We start from the raw sequence: 18,810 nt of genomic DNA, 5'->3' as shown, positions 1-18,810 counted from the left end.
CGCCACCGCGGCACCCGCCCCGGACCGGCCCCAGGCGCCCGCCGCCGGGACACCCCCCCCCCCCCCCCCCGCGCCCACCCCCCCCCCCCCGCCCCCCCCCCCCCCCCCCCCCGCGCCCCCCCCCCCCCCCCCCCCCCCCCCCCCCCCCCCCCCCCCCCCCCGCCCCCCGCCCGGGCCCCCCGCGCCCCCCCCCACGACAGGGCCTAGGCTCGACGCCATGTCTCGCATCGACGGCCGCACCCCCGAACAACTCCGCCCCGTCACCATCGAACGCGGCTGGAGCAAGCACGCCGAAGGCTCCGTCCTCGTCTCCTTCGGCGACACCAAGGTCCTCTGCACCGCCTCCGTCACCGAAGGCGTCCCCCGCTGGCGCAAGGGCAGCGGCGAAGGCTGGGTCACCGCGGAGTACTCCATGCTCCCCCGCGCCACCAACACCCGCGGCGACCGCGAATCCGTCCGCGGCAGGATCGGCGGCCGCACCCACGAGATCTCCCGCCTCATCGGCCGGTCCCTGCGCGCCGTCATCGACTACAAGGCACTCGGCGAGAACACCATCGTCCTCGACTGCGACGTCCTCCAGGCCGACGGCGGCACCCGCACCGCGGCCATCACCGGCGCCTACGTCGCCCTCGCCGACGCCGTCAGCTGGGCCCAGGGCCGCAAACTGATCAAGGCCGGCCGCCGGCCCCTCACCGGCACCGTCTCCGCCGTCTCCGTCGGCATCGTCGGCGGCGTCCCCCTCCTCGACCTCTGCTACGAGGAAGACGTCCGCGCCGAGACCGACATGAACGTCGTCTGCACCGGCGACGGCCGCTTCGTCGAGGTCCAGGGCACCGCCGAGGCCGAACCCTTCGCCCGCGACGAACTCAACTCCCTCCTGGACCTCGCCGTTCTGGGCTGCGCGGAATTGACCACCGTGCAGCGCACGGCACTTGATACCGTCCTCCAAAAGTAAAGAGCACACCAAACAGGGCCGGACGCGCGGGCAACCCCGCCGTCCGCCCCCGCGTCTTGCGCAGTACGACGGCCACGCACGGCCGTACCCACGGCGGCCCGGACGACGGCCGCCGCACGGCCCGCACCACGGCCCGCACCCGCGGCCCGCGCCACGGCCGCACACAACGGGGGCCTCCCGGGGCCTGCACAAGGGGAGGAACACAGTCATGTCCCAGTCCGCCGGCCGTCACCGACACCGCCGCGTCACCGTCGCCGCCGCCACCGCGGCCGTCGCGCTCACCCTCGGACTCACGACCACCGGCTGCGACGCCGTGAACAAGGCACTCGACTGCGTCCAGACCGCCGACTCCATCGCCGACAGCGTCACCGACCTCCAACAGGCCGTGGAGAGCGCCGCCGACGACCCGACGCAGACCCAGGAGTCCCTCACCTCCATCGAGAACAACCTCGACAAAATAGGTGACAAGACCGACGACGCCGACGTCGACAAGGCGGTCGACGACCTCCGCGAGGCCGTCACCAACGTCCGCACCGCCCTCGAGAACGGCGACAACACCCCCGACCTCAGCCCCGTCACCGACGCGGCGGGCGAACTGACCAAGGTCTGCACCCCGTAGGGCCCCGCGCGAGCCGGGACACCGGACAGTCGGGACACCGGACAGTCGGGATACTGGGCACATGACCCGCCTGATCCTCGCCACCCGCAACGCCGGAAAGATCACCGAACTCAGGTCGATCCTCGCCGACGCAGGCCTGCCCCACGACCTCGTCGGCGCGGACGCCTACCCCGACGTCCCCGACGTCAGGGAAACCGGCGTCACCTTCGCCGAGAACGCCCTCCTCAAGGCCCACGCCCTCGCCCGGGCCACCGGCCACCCCGCGATCGCCGACGACTCCGGCCTCTGCGTCGACGTCCTGGGCGGCGCCCCCGGCATCTTCTCGGCCCGCTGGGCCGGCACCCACGGCGACGACAAGGCCAACCTCGACCTGCTCCTCGCCCAGCTCTCCGACATCGCCGACGCACACCGCGGCGCCCACTTCGCCTGCGCGGCGGCCCTCGCCCTCCCCGACGGCACGGAACGCGTGGTCGAAGGCCGGCTCAGGGGCGTCCTCCGCCACACCCCGGCCGGCACGAACGGCTTCGGCTACGACCCGATCCTCCAGCCGGACGGCGAGACCCGCACCTGCGCGGAACTGACGGCGGAGGAGAAGAACGCGATCAGCCACCGCGGGAAGGCGTTCCGGGAGCTGGTACCGGTGGTGCGGGAGCTGCTGGGCTGAGATACGGGAGAGGGGCCACCCGGCAGGGTGGCCCCTTCGAAGGGTGCGGCCGATGGGAGTCGAACCCACATGGGCAAATGCCCCGAGGCACCTAAAACCTCTGCTTATACCATTCAGCAACGGCCGCCGGCCCCGTCATGGTAGCGGGCCGACGGCCCCGGCGTGGAGAACGCTCCCCGTCGGCCACGACCCTCGACCGATGGCACGGGGGGACGCGGACGCCCGGTCACCCGGCGAGTGCGCCCCTGCCTTCCGGCGGCACCACGTCTCCGTCAGCGCATGGCAATTGGGGCACAGGTAGCGCAGGTTCTCCTCCCGGTTGTCCCGCCAGTTGCCGTTGACGTGGTCGATCTGCAAGGTGATCGGGCGGCCCCGCCACTCACCGGGGTTGCCGCACTCCGCACACGCGTATGGCACCCCGACTTCCGTCAGGGCCTGGTGAAGTCGGTCCCTGTTCGTTCGTCCGGCTTGCTCCGGCAGGACGACCAGCACCCGCTGCGCGATCGGCGGGGGCGCGGGGCGCTCGGGCCGCCCCCAGGACCGGCGCTTGAAGTGGCCGGTGTCGAGGCCGAGGCGGGAGGCGGCGCGTCGCACGCGTCGATGATTGGTGTCGTTGACGTCCATGCCGAGACCGCGCATGACGTCGGCGTAGCTGGTGGACGTCCGTACCAGACTCCGCAGTTCGTCCTCCGGAATCACGGTACGTCGGCGGGCGAAGTGACTGACGTCGATGCGCTCGGCGGTCAGCATGCGTCGCAGCGCGGCCCGGGACCGGCTGTCATCGGGAACACCCAGCGCTCGTGCCACGCCCCGTACGCTCGTGGTCGACTCGGCGGCTGCTCGGAGTTCTTCCGGAGTGAAGGGCAGATCCGGCTCGGGGCGGTCGATGCCGGGAAAGCGGCTGATGTCGATGCCCGCCGCGTCGAGTCGGCGTCGGATGTGGGAGAGGGTTCCCGTGGCCGGCGTCGCACCCAGCTTCAGCGCCACTTCACGCAGCGAGGACGAGGCGGCGGCAGCTTGCTCGATGGCGGCGTCGGGATACTTGCGCCATGGGCTGCGCTTCACGAAGTGGCTGGTGTCGAGCCCGTGACGGGCTACATGTCGCTGCAGCACCCGGCGTTGGCCGCCACTCGGATTGAGGCCGAGCCGCCGCATCAGCTCGGCCCAGGTCCGCGCCTCGGCGACCTCCGGCGCGAGCCGTTCCCTCGTGTACGTACCGGCACCCACCGAAACCCCCTCCGTTCTCGACCGCTCGTTCGCAGTCTCGTACGGAGTAACGAATCGCTCGTCGGACAGTCACGCCCCGAAAGTGAAGCGGCCCGTGCCGGGGTTCCGGTGCGGGCCGCCGGGGGAGGGGGGACTCAGATGCCCAGGTCCTTGATGATCTTGGCTACGTGGCCGGTCGCCCGGACGTTGTAGAGGGCGTGTGCGACCTTGCCGTCCTCGTCGACCACGATCGTCGAGCGGATGACGCCCAGGTACGTCTTGCCGTAGTTCTTCTTCTCGCCGAAGGCGCCGTAGGCGTCGAGGGTCTTCTTGTCGGGGTCGGCCAGGAGGGTGACCCTGAGGGATTCCTTCTCGCGGAACTTGCCGAGCTTCTCGGGGGTGTCGGGGGAGATGCCGATGACGTCGTACCCGGCGCCGGCGAGGAGGTCGAGGTTGTCGGTGAAGTCGCAGGCCTGCTTCGTGCAGCCGGGGGTCAGGGCGGCCGGGTAGAAGTAGACGATGACCTTGCGGCCCTTGTGGTCCGACAGGGACACCTCGTTGCCGTCGGCGTCGGGGAGGGTGAAGGCGGGGGCCACGTCCCCGGGCTGGAGTCGCTCGCTCATCGGGCCAGGGTAACGGGGGGTCCTGGCAGTGCGGGCGCGCGGGGAACTGACAGACTGTCCAGACAGGTAGGAAACGTCGGCTCACTTCGGAGGCCCCACCGTGGCGGACACGTCGGACACCAGAACCCCGGCGCAGATCGAGGCGGACATCAGGCGCCGCCGAGACACGCTGGCTGAGACGCTCGACGAGATCGGGGTGCGGGTGCACCCGAAGACGATCGTCGGCGATGCCAAGGCGAAGGTCGCGGCCAATGTCGATCACACGCTCGGGAGGGCCTATGTGCAGGTCAACCGGGTGGTGAGCGAGGTACGGGCGCAGTTCGTGGACGAGGAGGGCGCGCCGCGCCTGGAGCGGGTGGTGCCGGTGGCCCTCGTGGTGGTCGGGGTCGTGGGGCTGCTCGCGTTCGGTACGCGGCGCCGCAAGGGCTGACCCGGAGGCGTCGCCGTCGGGCGGGGGCAGGTAGGTTCGTCGGCGTGAGCGGTAACAGAAGCGAGCGCAGCGGCCACGACGACAAGCTCCCCATCCGGATGCTGCACGACCGGGTCCTGGTGCGTCAGGACACCAGTGAGGGTGAGCGGCGTTCCGGTGGCGGGATCCTGATCCCGGCGACGGCGGCCGTGGGCCGTCGGCTGGCGTGGGCGGAGGTCGTGGCGGTGGGCCAGAACGTGCGGACCGTGGAGCCGGGTGACCGGGTGCTGTACGACCCGGAGGACCGGGCCGAGGTGGAGGTGCAGGGTGTCGCGTACGTGCTGATGCGCGAGCGTGATCTGCACGCGGTGGCCGCGGACCGGTTCGAGGGGTCGGAGGACTCGACGGGCCTGTATCTCTGATACCTCCGCCACCTCCGAAACAGAGGTAGAAAAGGGCTGGTGACCATGGTCACCAGCCCTTTTTCTCTGTGTTTCCGTGTGCTTTGCTGGCATGGAAGGACCCCGACGAGACGCGCCGTACCGGGTGGACGAAGGCAAAGACGACGCACCGTTGTGTTGCGTGCTCGTTCTTCGGAGGTGCTGTCATGGCCTGGGTCCTGCTGGTCGTCGCCGGTCTGCTGGAGGTGGGCTGGTCGGTCGGGATGAAGTACACCGACGGGTTCACGCGACTGGTGCCGAGCCTCTTCACCGGTGCGGGGATCGTCGCCAGCATGCTGCTGCTGTCGTACGCCGCCCGTTCGCTGCCGATCGGGACCGCGTACGGCGTGTGGGTGGGGATCGGGGCCGCGGGGGCGGCGGTGTTCGGCATGGTGGTGCTGGGGGAGCAGGCGACCGCGGCCCGGATCTTCTTCGTGTGTCTGCTGCTGGTCGCCGTGGTGGGGCTGAAGGCGACCTCGGGACACTAGGTGTATTGATCGCGAGCGTTGTTGGCGCTGGCGGTCTTGAACATGGCGAAAACCTCCGATGCGGTGGAGCTGTCCAGGACTGCGCCGCACGGAGGTCTTCGTGTCCCACCGTCCTGCCCGGTCGACCGTTCATGGCAGGCGGCTGCTGGTCGAGCGTGTCCGCTCGGGCCGCCCGGTCGCTCATGCGGCCGCCGAGACGGACGTCTCCCGCGCCGCGGCCCACAGGCCTACCGCCTGCTCGCCTCATGGGCGGCCACGTCCCAGACATTTGCACCGCACCCGGGCGACCGACGATCCCCGGCCGACCGTGACCGTGCTCGTCATGACGCCCCCTGCCCTGTCGTCGAACGATGGCACCCTCAAGTGACAAGGCACCACCCTTCGGATGATCGTGTGATCGTGGAGGCACCGGTGCGTGACTACGGGTTTTCGTCAGCTCGGCAGGACGAGGTACTGCGGACTGCCGGCCGGATTCTCCTGGTGTGTGCGGGCCGGAGCGTTGGTCCGGCGCCCGGCGTCCGGTGCTCAGCCGACACGCCACCGCCCCGACATGTGCGGCCGCTACGATGCGCCGGGGCCGCGCCTGGGGGCGCGGACGTTCTGGAGGGGAATACCCGTGTTCGTGCTGTCCATCCTGCTGCTCATAGCCGCTGTGGTGCTCTTCGTCGTGGGCCGTGGCCGCGCCACCCCGGGCTGGAAGCTCGGAGCGGCGCTCAGTGCCGTGGCGGGCGTGCTGGCAGGCGCCTTCGCCTGTGTGAACGTCGTGAGCGCCTACGAGGTCGGCGTGCCGGTGACCTTCGGCAAGGTCGGTGAGCCGCTGACCTCGGGTATCCACTTCAAGTCACCGTTCACCGACGTCATGCCCTTCTCCATCCGTCCGGTGGACCTCAACCTCAACGACAAGGATGTGGTCGAGGTTCGCTCCTCGCAGGGCGGTGTGCTGTACGCGGACGTCACGATCAAGTGGGCCGTGGTGCCGGCCAAGGCGGTCGAGCTCTACCGGCTGGCGGGCAGCGAGGAAACCGTCGAGGAGCGTCTGGTGCTGCCGGACAGCCGCGAGATCATCCGCAACGTCTTCGCGAAGCACACCAGCGAGGAGGGTTACGCCTCCGCACGCGAGCAGATCGGCGCGGAGATCGCCGACCTCGTCAAGAAGCGCCTGGCACCACGCGGGATTGACATCACCACCGTCAACCTGCGCAACGTGAGGCCGTCGGAGAAGCTGCAGGAGCAGATCGACAAGAAGATTCAGCAGGAGCAGGCCACCGAGCGGGCCACCGAGGCGGCGCGGACGGCCAAGGCGGAGGCGGAGCGCAAGAGGATCGAGGCGGAAGGCACCGCCGGCGCCAACAAGATCATCGAGAGGTCGCTGAGCGACAAGGTCCTGTACAACCAGTGCCTGGAGGCGTACAAGGAGGCTGCGAAGGCCCACCCCGTGTATGCGGTGCCGTGCGGTGCCGACTCGGGCGGCACGCCCGTCATCGTCGACAACAGCGGCGACTGAGGGCGTCGGCGGCGGCGCCGGGAGAGGTGAGGGCGACCGGGTGAGACGCCGCCCGCACCCGTCACGAACCAGCGGAACCGTGCGCGCCGTCATCCGGCGAGCACGACTCCGCCGCAACCGGGCCCCTCGCCACGACACTGCCGAGGTGATCGTCGGCAAGGACGTCATGGAGGCTCTCGGGGAAGCCGCCGCCGAGCGGGAACAGGCCCGGGGAAGAGGGATGACGGGGCGGGGCAGAACGCGCGGAACAGCGGAAACGAGTCTGGGTGAGCCGAAGGCCGACGCGCCCGCCACCGTCACATGACCCACTCGACCAGCAGCCGCCTGCCATGAACGGTCAGCCGGGTATGACGGCGGGACATGAAGACCTCCGGTGCGGTGCAGTCCTGGACGGCTCCACCGCACCGGAGGTCTTCGCCTTGAGCAACCCGAGTGCCAGGTGTCGACGACGCTCGTGATCAATACACCCAGGGCCTGTCCTGTCCGGCAGGCCCCGAGCGGTCACTCCTCGATCGGCCGGCGGTTCGTGAGCTGGGGGAAGGTGCCGCCCAGGGTGCCGGTGCCGCCGTCCGAGGTGCTTCCGTCGGTGGTCGCGCCGGTGGAGGTGTCTCCGCCGGTGCTGCCGCCGGTGGTGCCGCCCGTGGTGCCGCCCGTGGTGGGGGTGCCGCCGGTGGAGGTGTCCCCGGTGGTGCTGCCGCCGGTGGTGCCGCCCGTGGTGGGGGTGCCGCCGGTCGTCGTGCCGCCGCCGGTGGTGCCGCCCGTGGTGCCGCCGTCGGTCCCGCCCTGGCTCGTTCCGGGGGTCTGGGTGTTCTGGCCGCCGGTGGAGCCCGCCTCGTTGCTCGCGCTCGGCTCGCCCGCGGAGGGCTCGGAGGAGGGGAGGGCGGTTTCCTCGGAGCCCTGCTGGAGCCGGAGGGTGAAGTCCTTGACGGGGGTGCCCTTGAGGGCGTTCCTGGTGAACTGGGCCCAGATCTGGGTGGGTGCGCCGCCGCCGTTGATGCGGGGCAGGCCCATCGCGCCGTAGAGCGGCTTGTGGGCGGCGGTGACGGGGTCCTGGCCCATGACGGCGACGACGGTGGCGAGGTCGGGGGTGTAGCCGGCGAACCAGGCGGCGGTGTCCTTCTCGGCGGTGCCGGTCTTGCCGGCGGCGGGGCGGCCGGCGGCGAGGGCCGCGGTGGCGGTGCCGTTCTGGACGACGCTGCGGAGCACCGAGGTGGTGGTGTCGGCGGCCTCGCGGCTGATGACCTGGGAGGTCTTGCGCTCGGGGAGGTCGAGGACGTCGACGCCGTTCCTGGTGATCTTGTCGATGAGGGTGTAGGTGCCGTGCCGGCCGTGGTTGGCGAGGGTGGCGTAGGCCTCGGCCATGTCGAGGACGCTGGCGGTGGCCGTGCCGAGGGCGATCGACGGGTAGGGGTTGAGGTCGGGGGTGTCGCCGGGCAGGCCGAGTTCGACGGCAGTCTGCTTGACCTTCTCGGGGCCGACGTCGACGGCCATCTGCGCGTACACGGAGTTCACGGACTTGTCGGTGGCGGTACGGACGTCGATGTTGCCGTAGTTGACGTAGTCCTCGTTCTCGGGTGCGTAGGTCTCGCCGCTCCAGCCCTGTACGGGGCGCTTGTTGGTGCCGTCGTAGACGGTGTTGGGGGTGATGCGGCGGCGGTCCTGGGTCTCGGAGTCGTTCTCGACGGCCGCGGTGAGGACGAAGGGCTTGAAGGTGGAGCCGACCTGGAAGTCCCGGCGGGTGGCGTTGTTGGTGTACTGCTTGACGTAGTCGATGCCGCCGTAGAGGGCGAGGATGTTGCCGGTCTTGGGGTCGACCGCGGCGCCGCCGGCGCGGACGTAGGTGTCGGCCTTGCGGTTCTTCGGGTCGAGCTTGTCCATCAGCTGGTCGTCGACGGCTTTGACGAAGGCGTTCTGCTTCTTCTTGTCCAGGGTGGTGGTGATGCGGTAGCCGCCGGCCTCGAGTTCGTCGGCGGTGGCGATCTTGTTGGTGCGCAGGTAGTCCTTGATGGCGGTGACGAGGTAGCCGCGCTGGCCGGACATGCCGTTGTCGGCGCCGGAGGTCTCCTTGGGGCTGGGGAAGGCCAGTCCGGTGCGGTCGGTCTCGCTGAGCCAGCCCTTGGTGACCATGCCGTCGAGCACGTAGTTCCAGCGGGCCTCGGCGGCCTTGCGGTTCTCGGGGTGGGCGATGACGTCGTACTCGCTGGGCGCGTTGACCAGGGCGGCGAGGTAGGCGCCCTGGGCGGCGGTGAGCTTGGCCGCGTCGACGCCGTAGTAGGCCTTGGCGGCGGCCTGCATGCCGTAGGCGTTGCGGCCGAAGTAGCTGGTGTTGAGGTAGCCCTCGAGGATGTCGTCCTTGGAGGTCTCGCGGTCCAGCTTGATGGAGATGAAGAACTCCTTCACCTTGCGGGTGACGGTCTGTTCCTGGGCGAGGTAGTAGTTCTTCACGTACTGCTGGGTGATCGTGGAGCCGGACTGCTTGCCCTTGCCGAGGGCGGTGTTCCAGCCGGCCCGGAGCATCGCCTTGGGGTCGATGGCGGACTCGGTGTAGAAGTCGCGGTCCTCGGCGGCCAGGACGGCGTGCTGGGCGGCCTCGGAGATCTGGGAGAGGTCGACGGTCTCGCGGTTGACGGTGCCGTCGCGGGCGATCTCGGTGCCGTCGGCGTAGAGGTAGACGTTGCTCTGTTTGGTGGCGAGGGCGTTGGCGGGCGGGATCTTCACCATGGAGTAGCCGAGGAAGAACAGGCCCACGAGGACGAGCGCGCAGAGGACGAAGGTGCCGAGGACCATGCGCCAGGTGGGGAAGAGGCGGCGCCAGCCGGTGCGCTTGGGCCGCTTCGGGCGCTTGGGTCCGGCGGCGTCGGCGGCGCTCGCCGCCTGGGGTGCGCCGGGCGCTTCGGGGGCGTGGGCCGCCGCGGGTGAACCGACCGCTTCGGGTGAACCGACCGCTTCGGGAATGCGGGCCGCTTCGGGGGTGCGGGCCGGTCCGGGGGTGCGGGCCGGTTCGGGGGTGCGAGCCGGTTCGGGGGTGTGTGCCGCCTTGGGCCGGTGGGCCGCGTCGGCGGTGCGGCGTGCCTCGGGGACACCGGCGGCCTCGGGGACACCGGCCGCTGCGGGAGCACCGGCCGCTGCGGGAGCACCGGCCGCTTCGGGGGTGCCTGCCGTCTGGGAGCCACGTGCCGCCTGGGAGGCGCGGGCGGCCCCGGGTCCTCGTACGGCCCGGATCTGACGTGTCACCTCGGGTCCCCGCGCGGCCTCGGTTTCCCGTGCCGCCCGGGGTTCTCGTACGGCCCGCAGTTCACGTGTCACCTCGGGCCCCTGCGCGGCCCCGGTTTCCCGTGCCGCTCGGGAGCCCCGCGCGTTCTCGGTTTCCCGCGCGTTCTCGGTTTCCCGTGCGGCCTCGGGTTCGCGCGCGGCCCCGGATTTCCGTGTGCCCTCGGTTTCGCGTGCCGCCCGGGGTTCTCGTGGGGCCCCGGTTTCCCGTGCCGCCTCCGATGGACCGGCAGCCTCGGGTGGACCGGCCGCCTTCGATGGACCGGCAGCCTCCGGTGGGCCGGCCGCCTCGGGTGTGCCGGTCGCCCGGTCCTCGGTCGGCTGCTTCGGCTGCGGCTCGTCGCTCATGTGTTGCTCGGACTCCTGATTCGCCTCGTACGTGGCCGTACGTGTCGTACGCGTTCTGCGCCCCCTGTTGAAGACTCTCGCACCATGCGTTCCGTTCCCGGCAATCGGCGCGTGTTGTGCCGCACGCGCCTCCTGCCGGAGGGGTGCCCGGAAATCGCGTGGCGCGCGAGGAAGCCCGCCCACTAGGCTCCTGCGCTTCGCCGCCGTGGCGGGACGGGCGCGGGGTCGCCGCGGGTGAGGAGGGCTGGTGCCGTGGGTTCGGTGCGCTTGTACGCGGCCGTGGCGGCGGGGGGTTTCAGAAGGTACGCGACCTATCGTGCGGCGACGGCGGCGGGGGTGTTCACCAACACGGTTTTCGGCCTGATCCTCGTCTACACATATCTGGCGTTGTGGGACGAGCGGCCGCAGTTGGGCGGCTACGACCAGGCGCAGGCGGTGACGTACGTGTGGCTGGGGCAGGCGCTGTTCGCGGCGCTCGCGATGCAGGGCGGCGGTTTCGAGGCGGAGTTGACGGAGCGCATCCGCACGGGCGCGGTGGCGATCGACCTGTACCGCCCGGCCGATCTCCAGATGTGGTGGCTGGCGGCCGACTTGGGGCGCTCGCTGTTCCAGTTGCTGGGTCGGGGGGTGGTGCCGTTCGTGTTCGGGGCGCTGTTCTTCCCGACGGCGCTGCCCGGCGACCCCTTGTCGTGGCTGCGGTTCCTGGTGGCCCTGCTGCTGGCGATGGTGGTGAGTTTCGGCATCCGGTTCCTGGTGGCGCTGAGCGGTTTCTGGTTGCTGGACGGCACGGGGGCGCTCCAGATGCTGGTGGTGACGGGGATGTTCTGCACGGGCATGGCGCTGCCGCTGAACGCGTTCCCGGAGCCGTTGGGCGAGATCGTGCGGGCGCTGCCGTGGTCGGCGATGCTCCAGATGCCGGCGGACCTGCTGATGGGGGAGGCCGGGGCGTGGGGGACGTACGTCTTCCAGGCGGGGTGGGCGGTGGTGCTGCTGGCGCTGGGGCGGGTGGTGCAGGCGGCGGCGACGCGGCGGGTGGTGGTGCAGGGTGGGTGAGGCGCGACCGGCGCGGGAGGCCGGGCGGACGGGGTCGGCCGGGCGGGCGGGGTCGGCCGGGCGGGCGCGGGAGGGGCTGCGGGCGTACCGGCTGATCGCGGGGATGTGGATCCGTTCGACGACGGCCTACCCGCTGTCGTTCGCGATGACGCTGCTGAGCGGGCTGCTGGTGACGGGGCTGGACTTTGTCGCGATCTTGCTGATGTTCTCGCGGATCGACGCGCTGGGCGGCTACACGCTGCCGGAGGTGGCCCTTCTGTACGGCCTGTCCGCGACCTCCTTCGGGATCGCGGACCTGGCGATCGGCTCGGCGGGCCGGCTGGGCTCGCGGGTGCGCGACGGCACGCTCGACACGCTGCTGGTGCGTCCGGCGCCGGTGCTGGCGCAGGTGGCGGCGGACCGGTTCGCGCTGCGCCGGCTCTCCCGGATCACGCAGGGGGTGCTGGTGCTGGGGTACGCGCTGGCGGCGGTGGACGTCGACTGGACGGCGGACAGGGTGCTGCTGGTGCCGGTCACGCTGGTCAGCGGTGCGGCGGTTTTCGGCGCGGTGCTGGTGGCGGGGGCGGCGTTCCAGTTCGTCGCGCAGGACGCGGCGGAGGTGCAGAACGCTTTCACGTACGGCGGTCAGACGCTGCTGCAGTATCCGCCGACCGTGTTCGGGCGGGAGTTGGTGCGCGCGGTGACGTTCGTGTTCCCGCTGGCCTTCGTGAACTGGGTGCCGGCGGCGCATGTGCTGGGGCGGCCGTACCCGCTGGGCCTGCCGGGGTGGGCGGCGTACGCTCCGCCGCTGGTGGCGGCGGCCTGCTGCGCGGCGGCGGGGCTGGCCTGGCGGGCGGGGCTGAGGTCGTATCGGAGCACGGGAAGTTAGCGGGGTCGTGGTGGACGCGTTCATCGAGCTCGACGGTGTGGAGAAGGTCTTCGACGTGCGCAGGCGCACGGGTTTCCTGCGGCGGGAGCGGCGGCGGGTGCGGGCGGTGGACGGGCTGTCGTTCACCGTGGCGCGCGGTGAGATCGTCGGGTACATCGGGCCGAACGGTGCCGGGAAGTCGACGACGATCAAGATGCTGACGGGCGTCCTCACGCCGAGCGGCGGCCGGCTGCGGGTGGCGGGCATCGACCCGGCCCGGGAGCGGACCCGGCTCGCGCACCGCATCGGGGTGGTGTTCGGGCAGCGGACGTCGCTGTGGTGGGACCTCCCGCTGATCGACTCCTACCGGCTCGCGCACCGCATGTACCGCATCCCGGACGCCCGTTACCGGGAGAACCTCGACCGGCTCGTCGAACTCCTCGATCTGGAGGCGTTGTTGGAGGTGCCGGTGCGGCAGCTGTCGCTCGGCCAGCGGATGCGCGGCGACATCGCGGCGGCGCTGCTGCACGACCCCGAGGTCCTCTACCTCGACGAGCCGACGATCGGGCTCGACGTCGTGTCCAAGACGAGGGTGCGGGAGTTCCTGGGCGAGTTGAACACCGGCCGCGGCACGACGGTCCTGCTCACCACCCACGACCTCCAGGACATCGAGCGGCTCTGCTCCCGCGTGATGGTCATCGACCACGGGCGCATGGTCTACGACGGTCCGCTCACGGGGCTGCACGAGGCGGGGGAGAGCGAACGGACCCTGGTCGTGGACCTGGAGCGGGAGCTCCCGCCCATCGACGCGGGTCCCACGGCGCGGGTCGTGCGGGTGGAGGGGCCGCGCCAGTGGCTGGCCTTCCCGGCGTCCGCGTCGGCGGCCCCGCTGGTGGCGCGGATCGCGGCGGAGTACCCGCTGGTGGACCTGTCGGTGCGCGAGCCCGACATCGAGGCGGTGATCGGCCGCATGTACGCGGGCCGGGAGACCGTAGTGCCGGGCGCGGGGAACTCGTAGGCTGCTGTGCATGACCGACGACGCAGTCCCGGACCTCCGTGCCTCCGACGCCGACCGTGAGCGTGTCGGCGAGGTCCTGCGGGACGCCCTCGCCGAGGGCCGGCTCGACATGGGCGAGTTCGAGGAGCGGCTGGACGCGGCGTACCGGGCGCGGACCTACGGCGAGCTGACGCCGCTCACGCGCGACCTGCCGGTGGCGGGGGCCGCCGCGTCGCCCGCCGTGTCGCTGCACAAGTCCGAGGGGCGGGGGGACGAGGACGGGGCGTGGGCCGGGCGGATCGTCGGTGGTGAGGGGTCGTCCGCGTGGGCCGTGGCCGTCATGTCCGGTTTCCAGCGCAAGGGGCGGTGGACGGTGCCGCGCCGGTTCACCGCCTTCGCCTTCTGGGGCGGTGGTGAGCTCGATCTGCGCGAGGCGGACTTCGCGGCCGGGGAGGTCGTGATCAACTGCGTCGCCGTCATGGGCGGGGTGAACGTCGTGGTGCCGCCCGGTGTCGAGGTCGTGGTGCGGGGGATCGGGATCATGGGCGGCTTCGACCACCGGGAGCAGGGGGTGCCGGCCGCGCCGGGCGCTCCACGGGTGGTGATCACCGGGTTCGCCTTCTGGGGCGGGGTCGGCGTCGAACGCAGGCACAGGCGGGACCGCGCGGAGCGGGAACTGCCCCGGGACCGGCGGCGCCACCTGGGGCACTGAGGCCGACGGGCCGGCCGCGGCGGGCGCCGGACCGACCACGGCGGGCGCGCCGCCCGGGCGGCTCCGGGCGGGCCGCGGCAGGCGGCGGGTGGAGGTCCGCGCGGGCTACAACTGCGCCCGTCCCGCCCCCCTGAGCTGCTCCCACTCGATCAGTTCGGCCATCTTCCGGTAGCCCCGGTCGCTGGGGTGGAGGTGGTCGCCGGAGTCGTACTCCGCGCGCAGCCGCCGCGGGTCGTACGGGTCGTGCATCGCCCGGTCGACGTCGACGACCGTGTCGTAGACCGAGCCGGACCGGATCGCCGCGTTGATCTCCTGCCGTACGTCCTCGCGGGCGTCGGTGTAGCCGCGGTGGCCGCGGAAGGGGAGCAGGGTGGTGCCGACGGCCTTGACGCCGTGGGCGTGGGCGCGGCGGACCAGGGTGCGCAGGCCGTCGAGGACGGCGTCGGGGTCGGCGGTGGCGCGGGAGCGGAGGATGTCGTTGACGCCGAGGTCGATGACGACGGCCCGGACGTTCGGCCGGCCGAGGACGTCGCGGTCGAAGCGGTTCAGGCCGCTGGGGTTGGCGGCCGGCCGGCCCTGCCCGTCGGTGAGGACGCGGTTGCCGCTGATGCCGGCGTTGACGACGCCGTAGCGCGGGGCGTACCCGCCGTCGGTGCGGGAGGCGCGGAGCCGGTCGGAGAGGACGTCGGGCCAGCGGCGGTCGGCGCCGGGGGTGGAGGTGACGCCGTCGGTGATGGAGTCGCCGAAGGCGACGACGGTGCCGTCGGCGTCGTCGCTGAGGACGTCCAGCGCGGTGACGTAGCGCCAGGAGGTGATCCGCCCGGTGTACGGGGCTCCGGTCACGTCGCCGGTGTGCTCGCCGTCGGCGACGTAACTCGTCTGCCGGGCCCGGTGGTGGAAGGTGACCGGGCCCGCGGAGTCCGGGGTGTGGAGGCTGATCAGGACGTCGGTGTCGCCGGGGACGGCGAGCGGGGCGGCGTCGCTGACGGCCTGCCCGCCCGCCGGGATCGTGACCGCCGGGCGGCCGCCGAAGGTGAGGCGGCGCAGGGTGGCGGGGTCGGCGGCCGCGCTGTCGTCGTCCGCCGCGACGGCGAGGGTGGCGGCGCTCACGGTCAGCGGGCCGGTGCCGTGGAGATTGGACAGCGTGATACGGGCACTCGTCCCCGCGACGCTGGTGTGGACGACGTTGCGCACCGTGCGTCCCGCCGTGCCGTCGGTCTCGGTGAGCGGTTCGCCGCCGGACGGGGCGGCGGCCCAGCTGCCGACCCACACGCCGGTGGAGGCGGCCGCGGCGGAGCGGTGGCCGGTGCGGGAGGCGGCGAGGACGTCGTCGCGGCGGCGCCCGCCGTCCCCGGCGTCGACCCCGGCGTATATGGCGGCCGAGAGGCCCACGATCACGGCGAGGACCGCGGACAGGAGGGCGTGGTGGCGGGAGCGGTGGCGGGCACGGGGCACCCCGGGACCCCCGCCGTCATGCCTGGTCATGCGGGCGTGTGTCTCCTCGGACGAGGGAGCGGCGAGGCTCCGACAGAACATTCAGGAGATCACCGTTGAACTCCCCCACCTGACAGACGCCGGGAACTCCTGTTTCGTTCCAGGAGTCGGACAGGTGGGGACAATGGTCGCGTGCGGGTCACGGGGGACCGGGAACGGGTGGAGCGGATGGAACGCAGGGCAACGGAAGACGGATCGACGAAGAGCAGGGCGGCGACGCCCGCGGCGCGCGCCATGAACGTCTTCAGCGCCGCCGACGAGGAGCGGCAGCGCGGCGTGCGGCGCATGAAGCTCACCGCGGCCGGGCTGCTGGTGTTCGTGGCGGTGGTCTACGTCCTCGCCGAGTGGGCCTCCCACCGGGGTGCCGGTGCCTGGGCGGGGTATGTGGCGGCGGCGGCCGAGGCGGGCATGGTGGGCGCGCTCGCCGACTGGTTCGCCGTCACCGCGCTGTTCCGCCGTCCGCTGGGCCTGCCCATCCCGCACACGGCGATCATCCCCACGAAGAAGGACCAGCTGGGCGTCTCCCTGGGTGAGTTCGTCGGCGAGAACTTCCTGTCCGGCGAGGTCGTACGGCAGCGGCTGCGCGCGGTCGGCATCGGCAGCCGGGTGGGGACCTGGCTGGCGCAGCCGGAGCACGCGGACCGGGTGACGGCGGAGCTGGCGACGGCGCTGCGGGGCGCGCTGACCGTGCTGCGGGACTCCGACGTGCAGGCGGTGGTCGGTGAGGCGATCACGCGCCGGGCGGACGCCCAGGAGATCGCGCCGGGCATGGGCAAGATGCTGGAGAAGGTCGTCGCGGACGGCGGGCACCGGCGGGCCGTCGACCTGGTGGTGGGGCGGGCGCACGACTGGCTGGTGCTGCACTCCGACTCGGTGATGGACGCGGTGCAGGGCGGCGCGCCCGGCTGGACGCCCCGGTTCGTCGACAAGCGGATCGGCGAGCGGGTCTACAAGGAGCTGCTGCGCTTCTGCGTGGAGATGCGGGACATGCCGTCCCACCCGGCCCGCGGCGCCCTGGACCGCTTCCTGCGCGACTTCGCCGCCGACCTCCAGTCCGACACCGACACCCGCGCGAAGGTGGAGCGGCTCAAGAGCGAGGTGCTGGGCCGCGGCGAGGTCCAGGACCTCATCGCGTCCGTCTGGACGGCCGTGCGCGCGATGATCGTCTCCGCGGCCGAGGACGAGCGCAGCGAGCTGCGGCTGCGGGTGCGGGCCGCGCTGCTGTCGCTGGGGACCAGGATGGCGACCGAGCAGAAGGTGCAGGGCAAGGTCGACGGCTGGGTGGAGAGCGCGGCGGTGCACGTGGTGTCGACGTACCGCAAGGAGATCACCCTGCTGATCACCGACACGGTGGCCGGCTGGGACGCCGAGCACACCACCCGCAAGATCGAGGCGAACATCGGCCGCGACCTGCAGTTCATCCGCATCAACGGCACGGTGGTCGGCTCACTGGCGGGCCTGCTGATCTACACGGTGGCGCGGGCACTGGGGGCGTAGCGGCACGTCCTCGGGGCATCCGGTGGTGGTTCCGCTGGACGAGGAGGGAGCCCATGGCCACCACCGCACAGGCCGAGCCCGGCCGCACCATCACGACGAACATCCCCGCCCGCCTGGACCGCCTCCCCTGGTCGCGCTGGCACTGGACGATCGTGATCGGTCTCGGCACGGTATGGATCCTCGACGGCCTCGAGGTCACGGTCGTCGGCAACATCGCCGGGCGGCTGTCGGAGCCCGGCAGCGGCCTGCCCATCACCTCCGGGCAGGTCACCGGCATCGCCGCCGCCCTGTACGTGGCGGGCGCCTGTCTCGGCGCGCTGATCTGGGGGCGCCTGACGGACCGCTGGGGGCGCAAAAAACTCTTCATGATCACCCTGGCGGTCTACCTCGCCGCGACCGCGCTGACCGCGGTCTCCTTCGACACCTGGTGGTTCCTGCTCTTCCGCTTCCTCACCGGCTTCGGCATCGGCGGCGAGTACGCGGCGATCAACTCCGCGATCGACGAGCTGATCCCGGCGAAGTACCGGGGCCGCGTCGACCTGATGATCAACGGCAGCTTCTGGCTGGGCGCGGTCGGCGGTTCGCTGCTGTCGATCGTCGCGCTGAACACGGACCTGTTCGCGGCCAACGTGGGCTGGCGGCTGACGTTCGCGCTCGGCGCCGTCCTCGCCCTGGTCATCCTCCTCGTACGGCGCCACGTCCCGGAGAGCCCGCGGTGGCTGCTGATCCACGGCCGGGACCGGGAGGCGGAGGAGATCGTCTCCTCCATCGAGCGGCGGATCGAGGCCGAGCGGGGCGGTTCGCTGCCGGCGGCCGAGGGCGAACTCACCATCCACCAGCGCCGCGGCGTCTCCTTCCTGGAGATCGCCCGCACGGTCTTCTCCGACTACCGCCGGCGCGCGATCCTCGGCTTCTCCCTCTTCATCGGGCAGGCCTTCCTCTACAACGCGATCACCTTCGGCTTCGGCGCGATCCTGACCACGTTCTTCGACGTGCCGACCGGCCACACCGGCTACTACTTCGCCGTGATCGCCCTCGGCAACTTCTTCGGCCCGCTGCTGCTCGGCAAGCTGTTCGACACGGTCGGCCGCCGGATCATGATCTCGTCGACGTACCTGCTCTCCGGCCTGCTGCTGTTCGGCACGGCCTGGCTGTTCGACCACGGCGCGCTGAGCGCGACCACCATGACGGCCTGCTGGTGCGCGGTGCTGTTCTTCGCCTCCGCGGGCGCCTCCAGCGCCTACCTCACGGTCTCCGAGATCTTCCCGATGGAGACCCGCGCCATGTCCATCGCCTTCTTCTACGCCCTCGGCACCGCGGCGGGCGGCATCAGCGGCCCCCTGCTGTTCGCCGACCTCACCGGCACGGGCAAGGTCGGCGACACGGTCCTCGCCTTCCAGATCGGCGCGGCCCTGATGTGCGCGGCGGGCCTGGTCGCCGCGTTCCTCGCGGTGCGGGCCGAGGGGCGCTCCCTGGAGGACATCGCCAAGCCGCTGACGGCGACGACGGCCCGTACGAAGGTGGGGGCCGGGGCGGCCGCCACGGCGGGGAAGCCCGAGGGCCCGAAGGGCCCGCAGCCGCCGCAGGGGCCGACGACGGCCACGGCCTGACGACGGCCACGGCCTGACGGCGGCCACCGACCGCTCCTGCCTCCGCCCCCGCTCCCGCTCCCGGTCCGCCGGGG

At 72.0% G+C, this 18,810-nt stretch carries 17 protein-coding genes, 1 tRNA gene and 1 riboswitch; of the genes, 13 read left to right on the top strand and 5 right to left on the bottom strand.

Annotation, left to right across the window (positions count from 1 at the left end):
- Positions 1 to 217: 217 nt before the first annotated feature.
- The 3 genes from rph to rdgB all read left to right on the top strand — a co-directional run bounded on the left by rph (position 218) and on the right by rdgB (position 2,238).
- Positions 218 to 955, top strand: a complete 738-nt coding sequence (gene rph, locus ACH4N1_RS04180) for a ribonuclease PH (RefSeq protein ID WP_398094368.1) — start codon at positions 218 to 220, stop codon at positions 953 to 955.
- Between the two features lie 208 nt (positions 956 to 1,163).
- Entirely contained in the window at positions 1,164 to 1,574 is a 411-nt protein-coding gene (locus ACH4N1_RS04175) for a hypothetical protein (RefSeq protein ID WP_366058971.1), read from the top strand.
- A 61-nt stretch (positions 1,575 to 1,635) separates the two neighbouring features.
- Positions 1,636 to 2,238 (top strand): RdgB/HAM1 family non-canonical purine NTP pyrophosphatase, encoded by a 603-nt coding sequence (rdgB, locus tag ACH4N1_RS04170; RefSeq protein WP_398094367.1) that lies wholly within the window; start codon positions 1,636 to 1,638, stop codon positions 2,236 to 2,238.
- A gap of 44 nt (positions 2,239 to 2,282) precedes the next feature.
- On the opposite strand, the gene ACH4N1_RS04165 is transcribed toward rdgB, so the two are convergent.
- The 3 genes from ACH4N1_RS04165 to bcp all read right to left on the bottom strand — a co-directional run bounded on the left by ACH4N1_RS04165 (position 2,283) and on the right by bcp (position 4,067).
- A tRNA-Leu gene (locus ACH4N1_RS04165) sits at positions 2,283 to 2,365 on the bottom strand.
- A gap of 8 nt (positions 2,366 to 2,373) precedes the next feature.
- The gene (locus ACH4N1_RS04160; RefSeq protein ID WP_398094365.1) at positions 2,374 to 3,465 is read right to left on the bottom strand and encodes an HNH endonuclease; all 1,092 of its coding nucleotides are present in this window, start codon (positions 3,463 to 3,465) and stop codon (positions 2,374 to 2,376) included.
- Between the two features lie 134 nt (positions 3,466 to 3,599).
- Entirely contained in the window at positions 3,600 to 4,067 is a 468-nt protein-coding gene (gene bcp, locus ACH4N1_RS04155) for a thioredoxin-dependent thiol peroxidase (protein ID WP_398094364.1), read from the bottom strand.
- 100 nt (positions 4,068 to 4,167) lie between these two features.
- Between bcp and ACH4N1_RS04150 the strand changes: the two genes are divergently transcribed.
- The 4 genes from ACH4N1_RS04150 (at position 4,168) to ACH4N1_RS04135 (ending at position 6,908) form a co-directional block, all read left to right on the top strand.
- Complete coding sequence (locus tag ACH4N1_RS04150) at positions 4,168 to 4,497, top strand: DUF3618 domain-containing protein (RefSeq protein WP_398094363.1); 330 nt, start codon at positions 4,168 to 4,170, stop codon at positions 4,495 to 4,497.
- Positions 4,498 to 4,595: 98 nt separating this feature from the next.
- On the top strand, positions 4,596 to 4,898 hold the full coding sequence (locus ACH4N1_RS04145; protein ID WP_382782301.1) for a GroES family chaperonin: 303 nt from the start codon (positions 4,596 to 4,598) through the stop codon (positions 4,896 to 4,898).
- 76 nt (positions 4,899 to 4,974) lie between these two features.
- A riboswitch (guanidine-III (ykkC-III) riboswitch) is annotated at positions 4,975 to 5,048 on the top strand.
- 35 nt (positions 5,049 to 5,083) lie between these two features.
- Positions 5,084 to 5,404: a quaternary ammonium compound efflux SMR transporter SugE gene (gene sugE, locus ACH4N1_RS04140; protein WP_398094361.1), complete on the top strand. Its 321-nt coding sequence runs from the start codon at positions 5,084 to 5,086 to the stop codon at positions 5,402 to 5,404.
- A gap of 616 nt (positions 5,405 to 6,020) precedes the next feature.
- Positions 6,021 to 6,908 (top strand): prohibitin family protein, encoded by an 888-nt coding sequence (locus ACH4N1_RS04135; RefSeq protein WP_398094359.1) that lies wholly within the window; start codon positions 6,021 to 6,023, stop codon positions 6,906 to 6,908.
- Positions 6,909 to 7,409: 501 nt separating this feature from the next.
- On the opposite strand, the gene ACH4N1_RS04130 is transcribed toward ACH4N1_RS04135, so the two are convergent.
- Positions 7,410 to 9,863: a transglycosylase domain-containing protein gene (locus ACH4N1_RS04130; protein ID WP_398094406.1), complete on the bottom strand. Its 2,454-nt coding sequence runs from the start codon at positions 9,861 to 9,863 to the stop codon at positions 7,410 to 7,412.
- Positions 9,864 to 10,778: 915 nt separating this feature from the next.
- Here ACH4N1_RS04130 and ACH4N1_RS04125 point away from each other — a divergent pair.
- From ACH4N1_RS04125 to ACH4N1_RS04110, 4 genes are read left to right on the top strand one after another with little or no spacing between them, the layout of a single operon-like run.
- Positions 10,779 to 11,579 (top strand): ABC transporter permease, encoded by an 801-nt coding sequence (locus ACH4N1_RS04125; protein WP_398094357.1) that lies wholly within the window; start codon positions 10,779 to 10,781, stop codon positions 11,577 to 11,579.
- On the top strand, positions 11,572 to 12,447 hold the full coding sequence (locus tag ACH4N1_RS04120) for an ABC transporter permease (protein WP_398094356.1): 876 nt from the start codon (positions 11,572 to 11,574) through the stop codon (positions 12,445 to 12,447). The genes ACH4N1_RS04125 and ACH4N1_RS04120 overlap by 8 nt, the downstream gene beginning before the upstream one ends.
- 7 nt (positions 12,448 to 12,454) lie before the next feature.
- Complete coding sequence (locus tag ACH4N1_RS04115; RefSeq protein WP_398094355.1) at positions 12,455 to 13,444, top strand: ATP-binding cassette domain-containing protein; 990 nt, start codon at positions 12,455 to 12,457, stop codon at positions 13,442 to 13,444.
- A gap of 10 nt (positions 13,445 to 13,454) precedes the next feature.
- The gene (locus ACH4N1_RS04110; protein WP_398094353.1) at positions 13,455 to 14,135 is read left to right on the top strand and encodes a DUF1707 domain-containing protein; all 681 of its coding nucleotides are present in this window, start codon (positions 13,455 to 13,457) and stop codon (positions 14,133 to 14,135) included.
- Positions 14,136 to 14,240: 105 nt separating this feature from the next.
- Here the strand turns inward: ACH4N1_RS04110 and ACH4N1_RS04105 are convergent, their stop codons facing one another.
- Positions 14,241 to 15,620 carry an SGNH/GDSL hydrolase family protein gene (locus tag ACH4N1_RS04105; protein ID WP_398094352.1) on the bottom strand — a complete coding sequence of 460 codons (1,380 nt, stop codon included), beginning with the start codon at positions 15,618 to 15,620 and terminating at the stop codon, positions 14,241 to 14,243.
- 177 nt (positions 15,621 to 15,797) lie between these two features.
- Between ACH4N1_RS04105 and ACH4N1_RS04100 the strand changes: the two genes are divergently transcribed.
- Both ACH4N1_RS04100 and ACH4N1_RS04095 read left to right on the top strand, forming a co-directional pair.
- The gene (locus ACH4N1_RS04100; RefSeq protein ID WP_398094405.1) at positions 15,798 to 17,126 is read left to right on the top strand and encodes a DUF445 domain-containing protein; all 1,329 of its coding nucleotides are present in this window, start codon (positions 15,798 to 15,800) and stop codon (positions 17,124 to 17,126) included.
- Between the two features lie 53 nt (positions 17,127 to 17,179).
- The gene (locus ACH4N1_RS04095; RefSeq protein ID WP_398094350.1) at positions 17,180 to 18,736 is read left to right on the top strand and encodes an MFS transporter; all 1,557 of its coding nucleotides are present in this window, start codon (positions 17,180 to 17,182) and stop codon (positions 18,734 to 18,736) included.
- Positions 18,737 to 18,810 lie beyond the last annotated feature (74 nt).

The organism is Streptomyces sp. NPDC017202 (genome assembly GCF_044331705.1).
Lineage (GTDB): Bacteria > Actinomycetota > Actinomycetes > Streptomycetales > Streptomycetaceae > Streptomyces.
Note: the sequence above shows the minus strand (reverse complement) of the source record. Positions and strands in the feature narration are given on the sequence as shown.

Excerpts from the sequence above, each read along its gene's own strand:
- ACH4N1_RS04105 (WP_398094352.1), bottom strand. The coding sequence starts at position 15,620 with ATGACCAGGCATGACGGCGGGGGTCCCGGGGTGCCCCGTGCCCGCCAC.
- ACH4N1_RS04110 (WP_398094353.1), top strand. The coding sequence starts at position 13,455 with ATGACCGACGACGCAGTCCCGGACCTCCGTGCCTCCGACGCCGACCGT.
- ACH4N1_RS04145 (WP_382782301.1), top strand. The coding sequence starts at position 4,596 with ATGCTGCACGACCGGGTCCTGGTGCGTCAGGACACCAGTGAGGGTGAG.
- rdgB (WP_398094367.1), top strand. The coding sequence starts at position 1,636 with ATGACCCGCCTGATCCTCGCCACCCGCAACGCCGGAAAGATCACCGAA.
- sugE (WP_398094361.1), top strand. The coding sequence starts at position 5,084 with ATGGCCTGGGTCCTGCTGGTCGTCGCCGGTCTGCTGGAGGTGGGCTGG.
- rph (WP_398094368.1), top strand. The coding sequence starts at position 218 with ATGTCTCGCATCGACGGCCGCACCCCCGAACAACTCCGCCCCGTCACC.
- bcp (WP_398094364.1), bottom strand. The coding sequence starts at position 4,067 with ATGAGCGAGCGACTCCAGCCCGGGGACGTGGCCCCCGCCTTCACCCTC.
- ACH4N1_RS04175 (WP_366058971.1), top strand. The coding sequence starts at position 1,164 with ATGTCCCAGTCCGCCGGCCGTCACCGACACCGCCGCGTCACCGTCGCC.
- ACH4N1_RS04100 (WP_398094405.1), top strand. The coding sequence starts at position 15,798 with ATGGAACGCAGGGCAACGGAAGACGGATCGACGAAGAGCAGGGCGGCG.
- ACH4N1_RS04095 (WP_398094350.1), top strand. The coding sequence starts at position 17,180 with ATGGCCACCACCGCACAGGCCGAGCCCGGCCGCACCATCACGACGAAC.